The 13270-nt window shown below is 74.3% G+C and carries 10 protein-coding genes; 3 read left to right on the top strand and 7 right to left on the bottom strand.

Going from position 1 to position 13270, the window contains the following annotated elements:
• The first annotated feature begins 53 nt into the window (after positions 1 to 53).
• Positions 54 to 2486, top strand: a complete 2433-nt coding sequence (locus OHB09_RS03505; RefSeq protein ID WP_407077307.1) for a hypothetical protein — start codon at positions 54 to 56, stop codon at positions 2484 to 2486.
• Here OHB09_RS03505 and OHB09_RS03500 read toward each other — a convergent pair.
• The 4 genes from OHB09_RS03500 to OHB09_RS03485 form a co-directional block, all read right to left on the bottom strand.
• On the bottom strand, positions 2450 to 4894 hold the full coding sequence (locus OHB09_RS03500; RefSeq protein ID WP_328921596.1) for a right-handed parallel beta-helix repeat-containing protein: 2445 nt from the start codon (positions 4892 to 4894) through the stop codon (positions 2450 to 2452). The genes OHB09_RS03505 and OHB09_RS03500 overlap by 37 nt on opposite strands.
• A 106-nt stretch (positions 4895 to 5000) precedes the next feature.
• Positions 5001 to 5606 (bottom strand): Rv1733c family protein, encoded by a 606-nt coding sequence (locus OHB09_RS03495; RefSeq protein WP_176944939.1) that lies wholly within the window; start codon positions 5604 to 5606, stop codon positions 5001 to 5003.
• Positions 5607 to 5842: 236 nt separating this feature from the next.
• Positions 5843 to 6952 carry an NHL repeat-containing protein gene (locus tag OHB09_RS03490; protein WP_191854725.1) on the bottom strand — a complete coding sequence of 370 codons (1110 nt, stop codon included), beginning with the start codon at positions 6950 to 6952 and terminating at the stop codon, positions 5843 to 5845.
• Between the two features lie 116 nt (positions 6953 to 7068).
• Positions 7069 to 8100: an LLM class flavin-dependent oxidoreductase gene (locus tag OHB09_RS03485; RefSeq protein ID WP_328921595.1), complete on the bottom strand. Its 1032-nt coding sequence runs from the start codon at positions 8098 to 8100 to the stop codon at positions 7069 to 7071.
• Between the two features lie 139 nt (positions 8101 to 8239).
• Between OHB09_RS03485 and OHB09_RS03480 the strand changes: the two genes are divergently transcribed.
• The gene (locus OHB09_RS03480; protein WP_328921594.1) at positions 8240 to 8899 is read left to right on the top strand and encodes a TetR/AcrR family transcriptional regulator; all 660 of its coding nucleotides are present in this window, start codon (positions 8240 to 8242) and stop codon (positions 8897 to 8899) included.
• Between the two features lie 94 nt (positions 8900 to 8993).
• On the opposite strand, the gene OHB09_RS03475 is transcribed toward OHB09_RS03480, so the two are convergent.
• Both OHB09_RS03475 and OHB09_RS03470 read right to left on the bottom strand, forming a co-directional pair.
• Complete coding sequence (locus OHB09_RS03475; RefSeq protein ID WP_328921593.1) at positions 8994 to 9821, bottom strand: MOSC domain-containing protein; 828 nt, start codon at positions 9819 to 9821, stop codon at positions 8994 to 8996.
• Between the two features lie 132 nt (positions 9822 to 9953).
• Positions 9954 to 10397, bottom strand: a complete 444-nt coding sequence (locus OHB09_RS03470) for a DUF6643 family protein (protein WP_093590232.1) — start codon at positions 10395 to 10397, stop codon at positions 9954 to 9956.
• 310 nt (positions 10398 to 10707) lie between these two features.
• Here OHB09_RS03470 and OHB09_RS03465 point away from each other — a divergent pair, with 310 nt between their 5' ends.
• Positions 10708 to 12051: a TerD family protein gene (locus tag OHB09_RS03465; protein ID WP_167795665.1), complete on the top strand. Its 1344-nt coding sequence runs from the start codon at positions 10708 to 10710 to the stop codon at positions 12049 to 12051.
• Positions 12052 to 12085: 34 nt separating this feature from the next.
• On the opposite strand, the gene OHB09_RS03460 is transcribed toward OHB09_RS03465, so the two are convergent.
• A complete protein-coding gene (locus OHB09_RS03460) occupies positions 12086 to 13261 on the bottom strand; it encodes a glycosyltransferase (protein WP_040897287.1) in 1176 nt (391 codons plus the stop codon).
• Positions 13262 to 13270 lie beyond the last annotated feature (9 nt).

Genomic DNA, 13270 nt, shown 5'->3' with positions numbered 1-13270 from the left:
GAAGGCAGAGGCCGGTCACAGGCGCGCACCGCGCGCGGGGGAAGTGCGTAACGGTGAAAGACACAGCGGCACAGAACACCCTGGAACTCCTGGTCCACGGGGTCGGCGGCACCACTCCCGAGGAGATGCTGGACGATCCGCGCACGGTCCGGGTCACCGGCGACGACACGGCCGCCGTGTTCCGCCGCATCGACGACGTCGACGCCGAGGAACGGCCCGCCGCCGAGCACGGCGAGGCACCGGTGCCCGAGGCCTACGTCTGGTGCAACCTCACCTCCGGCAACGGCTCGCGCGCCCTGTGGCTGCTGCTCCTGCCGTTCATGGTGGTCAACCTGGCCCACTGGATGCGGCCCACCAGCGAGGGCCGGCGCCCGCGCACCGTACGCCTGTACGGGCTCCTGGTGCGGCTCGCCGGACTCAGCCTCACCGTCCTGCTGGTCGCCGCCGCCTGCGAGGTCGCCCTCGACCTCGCCGCCTGGCAGTGCGCGGGCACCCCCGCCTGCGCCGAACGGCACACCTGGCTCGGCTTCCTGTCGCCCTCCGGATCCGGGGACGGCTGGTGGAGCGAGCCGGGCCGCCGGCTCGCGCTGGCCGCGCTCGTGCCGAGTGCCCTCACCGGACTGCTCTGGTACCTCTCCCACCGCACCTGGAGCGCCTACGAGTCCCAGCCGCCACCGCCGGGGAGCGACGGCGAGGGCACGGGGACCGACGGCGAGGGCACGGGGACCGACGGAGAAGGCGGGGAGACCTACCACAGCGCGCTCGGCCGCCCCGGCTTCTGGTACGGGCGCCGGCTCGTGGCCCGGCTGCGCGCCGCGCACACCGCCGCCGCCTTCCTCACCGTCGCCGCCGCCGTCGGCACCGCCGCCGCCCGCGAGGACCGCCGCCCCGGCGGACCCGCCCTCCTCGACGCCCTCGCCCCGCTGTTCACGCTCGCGTACGTGGCCGGGGCGCTCGTCGTGGTGTGGGTGGTCTGCCGCCGCGGCCGCACCGAGAACCGCCTCGACCACGAACTCGACCGCGCCCTGGTGCGCCGGCTGCCCGTGGGCTCCCTGGTCCTGCTCGCGCTCTCCCTGGTGTACGCCTGCTCCTCGCGCCCCGAGTGGCGCTCGGCCGGACGACTGCCGGGCGACCGGGTGTTCGGCGCCCTGACCCTCACGCAGTGCCTGCTCGTGGTCGCGCTCGCCGTGGTCGCCCACGTCCTGCACCGCACGCGCCCCCACCCGCGCGCCGCGCTGCGCGGGCTGGCCGGGCCCGCCGTCGCCATGCTCGCCTGCGCGCTCGGCGGGGTGATGTCCGGCGGTGTCGCCCAGCGCGTCTCCGACTGGCTCGACGGCACCCCCCGCACCCTCCCAGGACCGCCCGTCCTGCTGACCTGGCAGGCCTCCGTCATCCCGCCGCTGCTCCTGCTGCTGCTCGTGGTCGTCGCCCTGCTGGCCCGCCGCACGCTCAGGGTGCGCCGCGCGGAGGCGGCCGAGGTCGAGCGCGAGCACCCCGCCGAACCCGCCGACGCCGCCCGCACCCGCCGTATCGCCACGGCCAGGGCGATGGCCGGCCTCACCGACCTGGCGCCCCGCGTCCTCGGCATCGTGGCTGTCGCCACGCTGCTGCTCGGCGCCGCCTCCCTCCTCGGCGCGGAGCTCACCGAGGAGGTGCCCGGCGACGCCGCAGAAGGCGCCCCCGCCGCCCTCCAGGGCGCCGCCGACACCACCCAGGCCTGCGGCTCCTGGCTGATAGGGGTCGGCTTCCTGCTGTTCGTGACCTGGGGCCGGCGCGCCTACAAGGACCCCTCCGCCCGCCGCACCATCGGCATCCTGTGGGACGTGGGCACCTTCTGGCCGCGCGCCGCGCACCCCTTCGCCCCGCCCTGCTACGCGGAGCGCGCCGTCCCCGACCTGACCTGGCGCATGGCGACGTGGACCCGCGCCACCGGCGGCCGGCTGGTGCTCTCGGGGCATTCCCAGGGCAGTGTGCTCGCCGCCGCCGCGGCCTGGCAGCTGGAGCCCTCCGCACGCCGCCGGGTGGCCCTGCTGACCTACGGCTCGCCCCTGGAACGGCTGTACGGGCGCTGGTTCCCGGCGCACTTCGGACCCGCCGCCCTCAGCGCCCTGCACCGCGAGGTCGACTGCTGGCGCAACCTCTACCGGCTCACCGACCCCATCGGCGGACCGGTCCGGCTGCCCGGCGACTGCGGCCCCGAGGTCGACCGCGCCCCGCTCAAGGACCCGCTCGCCTACGGCCGCACCGCGCTGCACCCGCTGCCCGCCCCGATCCTGGGGCACAGCGACTACCAGGCGGACCCGGCGTTCGCCGAGGAACGCCGGTTGCTGCTGGCCCGGCTGCGCCCCGAAGTGCCGGGCCCACGCCCGATCGAGGAGGGCCCCCGCCCCGTCGGGAAGACCCCGAGCGCCCTGAGGAGGGGACCCGTCGAGGAGGGGGACGACCCGCCTCAGGCGCCCGGGAGTTCCGGCAGGTCGTCCGGGTAGAGCAGCGTCAGGTCGTCGGTGCTCGGGGCGGTGAACTGGGCGACGCGGCCCGCGTGGCGCTCCACCATCGCCTCGAACGTCTGCCGCGCCGTGCGCCCGTTGCCGAAGGCGGGACCCTTCGGTATCGCCGCGAAGTACTTCAGCAGCGCCTCGGACGCCCCCTCGGCCAGCCGGTACTCCTGCTCCTCCGCCTGCTGCTCCACGATCCGCAGCAGTTCCTCGGGGCCGTAGTCGCCGAAGGTGATCGTCCGCGAGAAGCGGGAGGCGACCCCCGGGTTCACCGTCAGGAAGCGTTCCATCTCGGCCGTGTAGCCGGCGACGATCACCACCACCGCCTCCCGGTGGTCCTCCATCAGCTTCACCAGCGTGTCGATCGCCTCGCGGCCGAAGTCGCGGCCGGAGTCCTCCGGGGACAGCGCGTACGCCTCGTCGATGAACAGCACACCGCCGCGCGCCCGGTCGAAGGCCTCCTGGGTGCGGATCGCCGTGGACCCGATGTGCTCGCCCACCAGGTCGACCCGGGACACCTCGACCAGATGCCCCTTCTCCAGCACGCCGAGCGAATGAAGGATCTCCCCGTACAGCCGGGCCACCGTCGTCTTGCCGGTGCCGGGGGAGCCGGTGAAGACCAGGTGGCGCCGTACGGAGGCCGCCTTCAGGCCCGCCTCGCGGCGGCGCCGGCCCACCTCGATCATGTCGGTGAGGGCCCGCACCTCGCGCTTGACGCTCTCCAGCCCCACCAGCGCGTCCAGTTCGCCCAGTACCGCCTCCGGACTGCGGGCCGGGGCCGCCGGTTCGGGCACCGCCACCAGGCCCTCCTGCTCCGTGGTCCGCTGACCGGGGATGGACCCGAGCAGCCCGGCCGCGGGTGCCGGCACGGTCTCCACGGCCGTCTCCCGGACGGGAGGGCGCAGGCTCGTGCTCTCGTCGCTGGTGCAGTCCTCGACGAGCGCGCCACCGCCGCCCGCCGCGTCCGGCCCGCCGTCCGCGAACTCGTACCCCCCGCGCGCGCACCGCTCCGTACGGCACTTGCGCAGCGTCGTACGGCAGCCGTCGATGACGTGGAAGCCGTAGCCGCCGCTGTCGGTGACCCGGCAGTTGTGGAAGCTGCCGCGGCCGCCCGCCGAGACGTAGAAGCCGGCCTCCGCCGGGGAGGTGATGGTGCAGCGCTCGACGGTGGGGTCGGCGCCCTTGGTGACGATCACGCCGGTCTGCACGCCGTCGACCGTGCAGCCGCTCAGGGTGCCGCCGCTGCCGTGGTCGCGGAACCAGGCGCCCGTCGCCGCGTCCTTGATCCGGCAGTCGTCCAACTGCGCGGTCGCGCCGTCGCTCACCGAGACCGCGGTGTTGCGCACCTGCGCCAGGTCGCTGTCGACCACGTCGGCGCGCGAGCCCCGGTCCAGCACGAACAGCGCGTCCGGCACGTCGTGCACCCGGCAGGACTCCAGGACGACGGTGGCGCCGTCGCTGATCCACACCGCCGGGTAGTCGCCGGTGGAGTCGAAGATCTCGCACTGGTTGGCGTCCACGCGGGTGCCCGGGTCCCAGACCGACAGTCCGTTGCGCCCGAACTGGCGCACCGTGGTGCGGGTCAGGGTGAGCACCGCGCGCGAACGGAGGTCGACCGCGTTCTCCGGCACGTCGTGGATGCGGCAGTCGGCGAGGGTCAGCACCGCGTCCGTGTCCAGGGTCACGCCGTCCGCGGTGGTGCGGTGCACGTCGCAGTCGGTCAGGTACGCCGTCCCTCGCCCGGTCACCTGCACACCCGAGCCCTTGACCTCGTACACCTCGCAACCGAACCCCTCCAGGGAGGAGTTGTCACCGGTGACCGAGAGCCCGGCGCCCGAGGTGTGATGCACCCGGCAGCGCTCCAGCCGGGGCCGCGCGCCCCCGCGGACGGCGACCCCGGACTGGCCCGCAGCGACCACCTCGCAGTCCTCGAACACCCCGCCCCCGCCGTCGACCACGGCGATCCCGACACCGGCCGGGTTGTCCACCGTGCAGCGCCGGACGGTGGGGCGGGCCTCGGCCCGCACCTCGATCCCGGCCGAGGAACGCGTCATGATCCGCAGATCGGTGAGCTCGGGGGTGCCCTCCTCCACCAGGACGGCCGGCGCGGAGGCGTCCTGGCCCTCCACGTGCAGGTCCTGTACGACCGCGGAGGCACGCACGGTCAACGGCACCCCGTCCACGGGGGCGATGCGCACGGAACCGGGCGATCCCTCCGGCCCGCGCAGCGTCACCGCCCGCTGGACGACGAGGTTCTCCCGATAGGTGCCCGGGGCGACGGTGAGGACGTCGCCGTCACTCGCGGCCTCCAGCGCGGCGGCGAGGGAGGCGTACTCACCCGTGCGGCGCCGCCACCTCGATGTACCGGTGTGCGTCACCTGGACCGTGCCCTGTGCCATGGTGTTGCCGTGCCCCCACCTCGTCGTACGCGGGTCGTTGCCGAAGAGTTCGGCCGGTCCACCGTAGCGTGCGCGGAGCGGGTGGGCGGACCGGAGCCGGGGGCCGTCAGGCGCCGGTGCCGGTGCGGCCCCAGTCAGGACCGGCCTTCTCCCACGCCCGGTCCAGCCGCGCGTACCGCCGGCGGACCAGGCGCCACACCAGCAACCGCCTGCCGCCCTCGACGAGTCCGGCCACCGCGGCGGTCGAACCGAAGCCCGCGAGAACGGCGTGAGTGGTGGCGGTGACCGAGTCCAGCGGACGGGGCACCAGACGCCCGTGGGCGTCGGTCCACACGGTGAAGTGCTTCCCGGGGCGCGGTTGTTCGAGCCCGGTCAGGACGGCGCCGTGCCGGGCCGTGCCGTCCGGGCCCCTCCAGTTCGCCAGCACGTGGCTGCGCGCGTCCCGGGCGGTGGCGGTCTCAGGATCGGGGTCCAGACGGTGGTGGTCGAGTCTTCGGACCACCGTGGCGACCACCTCGTGGCGGGCGTGCCGCTGCTCCCGCACCGTCCGCTGCAGGGCGTCCTGCGCGGTGGCGCCCACCGCCGCGCCGATCAGCGGCGCCGCGACGAGGATCAGCACGAGGGCGGCCAGTGCCGCCCATGCCTCGACCAGATCGGTCGTGCGACGCAGGGGATTGCCCCGCCAGCGCCAGAGTCCGCGCATCGCCCGCACCGCCCCACCCCCTTCCGCCCCGTGACAACTCCGCGCGCGGGCCGGAAGCTCCCGGGCGCGGAGAAGGGAGAGCGACGTCACGCCGCCCCGCTCCACGGATCTTCAGAAATGTCTCACGGGTCCCAACGATCGTGGACCCGGCGGGGGTTCCCCGCGGGGGCGTCTTCCCCTCCCTCTCCTCGCGGGGCCCGGCGGCCCACCCGGTCGGGCGGCCACCGGCACTCCCGTGGTGGGCCTCACGGGCGAGGAACGGCGACGATCCGGAAGGTGGCGTCCGGGTTGCCGACGTTGACCAGGTCCTCGCCGAAGTTGGCGTCGACCACGTACAGGCGGTCGCCGAAGGCCGCGGCCGTGGTCGGCCACGCGGCGCCGGGCACCTCGGTCACCCCCAGGACCCGTCCGGCGGTCAGCGAGGGCGACAGCCTGATGTCGACCACGCCCGTGGGCCCGACCACGTACAGGGTCCGCCCGTCGAGGACCAGCCCGTCGGCACCCGCGGCGAGCGCGGCCTCGTCCCCGCTCAGGGAGATCCGGCGGGCCCGCGCCCTGTCGTGTGCCCCGGCCGGTACGAGGTAGAGGGCCCCGCTCGTGTGCCCGACGATCAGGGACCTGCCGTCGGGCGTCGCGGCGATGCCGTTGCCGTTGAGCCCCTCGCCGGCGGTCCATTCGCCGCCCAGCGCCACCGTCCGCGGCCGGCCGATCGAGCCGTCGTCCCCGATCGGCACCCGGACCAGGACCGAACTGAAGGTGTCCGTGAACCAGGCCGCGTCCCGGGTCACGATCACGTCGTTGAGGTAGACGGCGCCGGCCGGTTCGACGTCCACCAGCTTCGCGCCCGTCCTGGTGTCGTAGACCCGGTACGTGGTTCTCACGCCAGGCCAGAAGCCGGCGCCGCCACCGGCCACCCACAGCCGGCCGAAGCGGTCGGTGTCCATACCCACCGCGATCCGGCCCGGACCCGGCGACGGGGCGAACTGCCTGGCGACGCCCGTCCTCAGGTCGACGCGCTGGATCGAACCGTCGACCAGCGAGCCGGTGTAGGCCGCCCCTCCGGTGAGGGCGATGCCCTCCGGGGAGAAGCCGTTCGGCAGGCCGAGCACCGTGGGATACGGCTTCGGCCGGGGCGTGTGGGCAGCGGGCGAGACCCTGTCCGCCGCTGGGGCGACCGTGTCCCCAATGGCCGGCGCGGCCGCCGCCGGGACGGCCGGCAGGCCCGCCCCCAGTAACGCGGCCAGCGTGACGGCCGCCGCGCGTCCGCGACGCCGCCGCGGCACGGGGCGCGTGAAGTCCCCCTCAGGGGCGGCCCCCTCAGGGGCGGTGGATTCGGTGATCCGCTCGGTGAACATGGTTCTCCCTGCGCAGTGGGTGACGTGACGTGTGAGGCGCCACGGGCTTCGGCGCACGGGGGCGGCGACGACGGCCTAAAGGCCCCGGACCCGCGCCCCCGGACGTGTGGCGGACGTCAGTCCGCGAGGAGGTCCCGCACCATGGGAACGACCTTGGTGCCGTACAACTCGACCGCGCGCAGCCGGGCGCCGGCCGGCAGCGATCCGGCGGTGTACAGGAGGTCGAACCGGCCGACGTCCAGCGCCCGGACCGCTTCGGCGACACGCCGGGCGACGGTTTCGGGCGAGCCGACGTAGAGGGAGCCCTCCCGGCACTCCGTCTCGAACCTCCGACGGGTGGCGGGCGGCCAGCCGCGCAGCGCGCCGATCCGGTCGATCTGCTCGCGGTAGCGGGGCCAGTACACCTCCCGCGCCTCCTCGTCGGTGTCGGCGACGAAGCCCGGCGAGTGCATGCCGACCGGGTGCGCGGTGGTGCCGAGGCGTTCGATGGCCCGTCGGTAGAGGTCGACGAGACCCGTGAAGCGTTCGGCGGGCCCGCCGATGATCGCCAGCATGAGGGGCAGGCCGTGACCGGCGGTGCGGACGACGGACTGCGGTGAGCCGCCGACCCCCACCCATGCCGTCAGCCGGCCCGACTCGGTCCGGGGAAAGACCTCGGCGTCGTTCAGCGGGGCGCGCACGCTGCCGCTCCAGGTCACCGGCCGCTCGTCCAGCAGCTTGACGAACAGGTCCAGCTTCTCCTCGAACAGCACCTCGTAGTCGCTCAGGTCGTAGCCGAAGAGCGGGAACGACTCGGTGAACGAGCCGCGGCCCAGGATGACTTCGGCCCGGCCCGAGGACAACGCGTCCAGCGTGCTGAAGCGCTGGAACACGCGCACCGGGTCGTCGGAACTGAGCACGGTGACGGCGGAGGACAGCCGGATGCGCGAGGTACGGGTCGCGATCCCGGCCAGCACCGTCTCCGGGGACGCGACCGCGTACTCGGGGCGGTGGTGCTCGCCGAGGGCGAAGACGTCGACGCCCGTCGCGTCGGCGAGCACGGCTTCCTCGACGAGTTGCCGTACGGCGGCGGCCTGCGTGACGAGAGCGCCGGTCCCGTCCTCCGGCACGTCGCCGAACGTGTCGAGGCCGAACTGGATGTCGGACATGGGCTGTGCTCCTTCACTGGGCGCCGCGCAGGGGGCCGCGCGCTCCGGACCAGCCATCCGGATAACTATCCGGATGTGCCGCGGCAAGTTAAACGGATTCCTATCCGCTTAGCAAGGGTCTCCGGATAGCCTCGGCATCATGGGAGAAGCGAGCGGCCCCGGCCGCGTCGAACTGACCGTCCTCGGGCAGGCGCCTGTCGAGCGCGCGGATGCGGCGCGCAATCGCCGCAGGATCCTCGACGCGGCCTCGCGCCTGCTGGCCGAGCAGGGGCCCGAGGCCGTCACGATGAACGCGGTGGCGGCGGCCGCCGGCATGGGAGTGGGGACGGTCTACCGGCGCTTCGGAGACGTGGCGACGCTGCTGCTGGCGCTGCTCGACCATCGCGAGCAGCAGTTTCAGGAGGCTTTCCTCGACGGGCCCGCCCCGCTCGGCCCGGGAGCGCCGCCGGCCGACCGGCTGCGCGCCTTCCTGTACGCGCTCACCGACCACATCGCCGCACACCGGACCGTCATGCTCGCCGCCGAGACCGCGTCACCCATGGCCCTCTATCGCAGCGCCGCCTACGTGGCCTGGCACGCGCACGTGTCCATGCTGCTGCACCGGACTCGGCCCGAGGCGGACGAGGCCGTCCTGGCGCACCTGCTGCTCGCCCCCTTCGGTCCCGGTCTGATCCGCCACCTCTCGGACGACCGCGGCACCCCGCTGGACGAGTTCAAGGCAGCCGTCGACCACCTGCTCGGCATGTGCCTGCCGGTGCGGGCGGACGGGGCGAGGGCGGACGGGGCGAGCGCCGACTGAAGGGGCGTCGCGGAAGGCTGTGCTCACACGGGCCGGAGCGAGGCCGGTCGCGCGTGGTCGTACGGACACGTGACACCCTCGGTCCGGACATTCTTCAGTCCAGCACCTCGACGGGATCGCCCACCCGGATCGTCCCCGTGGTCAGCGGGACGAGGTTCTGGCCGAAGACCAGCTTGCCGTCGAGGCGGCGATGGGCCGCGAGGGTGCGCAGGGGTTCCCTGCCGCGGACCCCGGTGGCCTGGTCCGTGGTGGTCACCACGCAGCGTCCGCACCCCTTCGCGACACGCAGGACGACCTCGCCGATCGCGAGCCGGTTCCAGTCGTCCTCGGCCCAGGGCCCGGTGCCCGAGACGACGACCGAGGGACGGAACCTGTTCATCGGCAGCGGGCCCTCCACCGCATCGTCGCCCCGCGCGATCAGCGCGTTGAGGGAGTCCAGCGAGGCGAGCGTGGTGAGCAGCAGGGGGTAGCGGTCGGCGAGGGTGACCGTCTCGCCGGGGGAGGTGTACGGCGGATCGTCGATGGGCCGGCGCACGGCGGGGTCGTCGAGATGGGCCAGGAAGACCTCGCGGCCCAGGAACTCCCCGAGCCAGTCCCGCGCCTCGCCCCCGGCGGACACCAGCTCCACCTTCTGCCCGAAGATCCGCACCGCCGTGGTGACGCCGGGCTCCGGCGGCGCCACCGTGAGCGGTTCCCGGCCGGGCGCGGACAGCACGACGCCGCCGCCGGGCAGGGCCTCGGCGGCGGCAGTCGCCAGACGCGGTTCCTCACGCTGGGTGAGGACCTTGCCGGTGTCGTCGATCACCGCCCAGCGCCGGTCCCCGGCCAGCCCCCAAGGCTCGACCACGGCCGCGGGCAGCGTCTGGGCCCGCAGCGCTTTGACCGGGTGGATGTGGAGTGAGTGCAGCGCTGGTTTCGGCATGGGGTCATCGTGTCAGCAGCCGCCCGACACGGGACCCCGGTGGGAGCGTCACGGCCCGGACAGCCGTGCCGCTCCCGGCATCCGTCGGGACCCGGCGGTGCTCCGGGACCCGGCAGCGTGGCGCCGGTGTGCTCAGTAGCCCCGATACTGCTGCCCGTTCTGGTACGGGTCCTGGTACGGCGTCGGGGCCGGGCGCGGGGCGGCGGGGCGCATCGCCTCGTATCCCGTGCCGCCCATCATCGGTCGGGGCGGCTGCGGCGCCTGGGGACCCGGGTAACCGCGGGGACCCGCCTGCTGCGGAATGTAGGCGGCGGGCGCCGCCTGCTGCAGGGGTGTGGGCTGCGGTGTCTGCGGGTAGCCGTAGGCGGGGCCCTGGTACGACGGACCCGACGGCAGGGCGGGGAGTGCCGAGGGCAGGGCGGGGAGGTTGTTGTTCGGCTCGTAGGCCGAGGGGACCCGGATCGGGGCGATCTGCGGGGTGCCCCGCTCGGCCACGAGCGAGTCGTAGATCGGAGTGTCCGGGAAAGGCGACGCGGAGTAGTAACCGCCGCCATAGGTGGAGCGGGGGGAGGTCATGGCACATAAGTTAAGCCCACGATGTGCTGGTTGGGGAGACCGATAAGAGGGTTGTTTTCCGTGTCGGCTGGTGACGTCGGATCCCCAATCCGAGCGAACTCGTCAAAAAAGGGCGGCAACTGGCACCCTGATGCGCTATAGCCCGAGCTCCGGGGCTGGTGACCGCCGGTCCCGCGCCCTTTTCCCGGGAAAGTGGCGCACGGGGATTCCCGGGAGGCGGCGCCGTAGATTTGGCTGGAAACCTTCCGGTGGATCCGCCGCCGGGCGGGCCGAGGCCGACGAGGGCGAGACGAGGGTGAGGGGGAGCAGGATGTCCATGCTCAAGGGGGCGAACGTTCCGGTGCCGACGGCGGCGCTGCGCGTCGAACTGGGCCGGCACTCCGGTCCAGGGGTTCCGGACGCGGACGCCTCGGCACTCCTGCTGGTGGCGGGCAAGGTGCGCACAGACGCGGACTTCGTCTTCTACAACCAGCCCGCGCACGCCTCCGGAGCCGTGCGCCACGAGGGCAGGCGGACCACCGGCGGCGAGGTGACCGACTCGCTCCTCGTCGACCTGCCGCGGGTGGAGAGCGCGATCGACCGCATCGTCCTGGCGGCCTCGGCGGACGGCGGCACCTTCGGGCAGGTGCCGGGCCTGAACATCCGCGTGCTGGACACGCGCAGCGGCGAGGAGGTGGCGCGCTTCGACGCCGTCGCGAGTGTCGAGACCGCCTTCGTCCTCGGGGAGTTCTACCGCCGTCAGGGGGCCTGGAAGTTCCGCGCCGTCGGACAGGGGTACGACAGCGGACTGGAAGGACTGGCCACCGACTTCGGCATCACCGTGGACGAGCCGCAACGGCCGGCGGCCCCCGCCCCGGCGCCCACCGCGCCCCCGGCCCCCGCCTCCCGCGTCGACTGGCCGGCCGCGCCCGTCACCGCGCCCCCGCCCACCGGCGCCCCGGTGCCGCTGCCGCCGCCCGTGGGTGCCTCCCCGGCGGCACCGCCCCCGCCGCCCGCGCCCCCTGCCCCCGCCCCCGTCCGTCTCAGCAAGGTCACGCTGACCAAGGAGGCCCCCTCCGTCTCCCTCGCCAAGCAGGGCGGCACCTCCGGCAGCATGCGCGTCAACCTCAACTGGGAGGTGCGCAAGCAGTTCTCCGGCTGGGGCAGCAAGCGGGGCCGGGCCGTCGCCCACCACCGCGACCTCGACCTGGACCTGTGCGCGCTGTTCGAACTGTCCGACGGCCGCAAGGGAGTCGTCCAGGCGCTCGGCAACGCCTTCGGCGCGCTGGACAGGCCGCCGTACATCCTCCTCGACGGCGACGACCGCACGGGCGCCGTCGAGAGCGGTGAGAACCTCACCATCAACCTCGACCGCCGGCAGGACTTCCGCCGCATCCTCGTCTTCGTGACCATCTACGAGGGCGCCCGCTCCTTCGCCGACCTGCACGCCACCGTCACCCTGTGGCCGCAGCACGGCGCGCCCGTCGACTTCTCCCTCGACGAGTGCACCGTCCCCTCGACCGTGTGCGCGCTCGCCCTGATCACCAACACCGGCGGCGACCTCGTCGTCCAGCGCGAGGCGCGCTACCTGGTCCCCGACCGCGGGGTCAGCCCGCAGCGCACCGTCGACCGGATCTACGGCTGGGGCATGAACTGGACCCCCGGCCGCAAGTGACGTCCCGCGAGCGGGGGTCCGGCCCTCCTCGGATTCAGCTCTCCTCGAGGGCCGCGTCCGGCCGGGCGTAGGTCCGGCCCTTCCAGGCGGCACCGCGCCCCCGGTAGTGCCGCACCGCGGAGTCCACGGTCATCAGCAGGTACAGGAACGCGGTGAAGGGCAGCAGGGGAGCGAGCCACCCCCGCAGGCGGTAGTAGCGCAGCATCGGCACGAACGTCGCCGCCATCACCAGCCACGCGAGACCCCCGGCCACCGCCGCCGCCCAGGCCCCGGCGGCGAGGCCGGCGAGGAAGGCCACCGGCGGCACCAGGTACACCAGGGCCAGCCCCAGGACGGTGCCGAGCAGCAGCAGCGGGTTGTGCCGGAGCTGCGCGTAGGCGCTGCGGGCGACCATGTGCCACAGGTCGTGCAGCCGCGGATAGGGGCGGACGCTGTCGACCCGGTCGGCCAGCCCCAGCCAGATGTGCCCGCCGCCGCCCTTCACCGCCCGCGCCAGCGCCACGTCGTCGATGACCGCCTGCCGGATCGCGTCCGGGACGCGCGCCCGCTCGGCCGTCTCCGCGCGCAGCAGGACACAGCCGCCGGCCGCCGCGGCCGTGCGCCCGCCCCGCACGGCGATCCACCGGAAGGGATAGAGCTGCGCGAAGAAGTAGACGAAGGCCGGGACGACGAACCGCTCCCAGAGACTCTCCACGCGCAGCCGCGCCATCTGGGACACCATGTCGTAGCCCCCGCCCTCGGCCGCCGCGACCAGGGAACGCAGGCTGTCCGGGGCGTGCGCGATGTCGGCGTCCGTCAGCAGCAGGAACGCGGGCCCCCGCGTGCGGGCCAGAGCGATGCCGTGCCGCACCGCCCACAGCTTGCCCGTCCACCCGGCGGGCGGCTCGCCGGGAGAGGTCACGGTCAGCGGCAGCCCGCCGTGCCGCCGGGACAGCTCCGCGGCCAGCTCCCCGGTGCCGTCGCTGCTCCCGTCGTCGACGAGGAACACCTCGGCCCGCCCCGGATACTCCTGCGCCAGCAGCGAGGGAAGGCTCCGCGGAAGCACCTCCGCCTCGTCCCGGGCCGGCACCACCACGCACACCGGGGGCCACACCCGCGGGTCGCGGCCCGGTGGCAGCCGGACGTCCGTGCGCCAGAAGAAGCCCTGGCCGAGCAGCAGCCAGAGCCAGGCGAGGAGCGATGTCAGGGCGATCCACACGGCGGCACTCACCCGCCGCAG

It is taken from the genome of Streptomyces griseoaurantiacus (assembly GCF_036189845.1).
Lineage (GTDB): Bacteria > Actinomycetota > Actinomycetes > Streptomycetales > Streptomycetaceae > Streptomyces > Streptomyces griseoaurantiacus.
This window is presented reverse-complemented; position numbering and strand designations above follow the sequence as displayed.

Bases quoted from the DNA above. Each gene is read 5' to 3' on its own strand.
- OHB09_RS03500 (WP_328921596.1), bottom strand. From the start codon at position 4,894: ATGGCACAGGGCACGGTCCAGGTGACGCACACCGGTACATCGAGGTGG.
- OHB09_RS03490 (WP_191854725.1), bottom strand. From the start codon at position 6,952: ATGTTCACCGAGCGGATCACCGAATCCACCGCCCCTGAGGGGGCCGCC.
- OHB09_RS03485 (WP_328921595.1), bottom strand. From the start codon at position 8,100: ATGTCCGACATCCAGTTCGGCCTCGACACGTTCGGCGACGTGCCGGAG.
- OHB09_RS03480 (WP_328921594.1), top strand. From the start codon at position 8,240: ATGGGAGAAGCGAGCGGCCCCGGCCGCGTCGAACTGACCGTCCTCGGG.
- OHB09_RS03475 (WP_328921593.1), bottom strand. From the start codon at position 9,821: ATGCCGAAACCAGCGCTGCACTCACTCCACATCCACCCGGTCAAAGCG.
- OHB09_RS03470 (WP_093590232.1), bottom strand. From the start codon at position 10,397: ATGACCTCCCCCCGCTCCACCTATGGCGGCGGTTACTACTCCGCGTCG.
- OHB09_RS03465 (WP_167795665.1), top strand. From the start codon at position 10,708: ATGTCCATGCTCAAGGGGGCGAACGTTCCGGTGCCGACGGCGGCGCTG.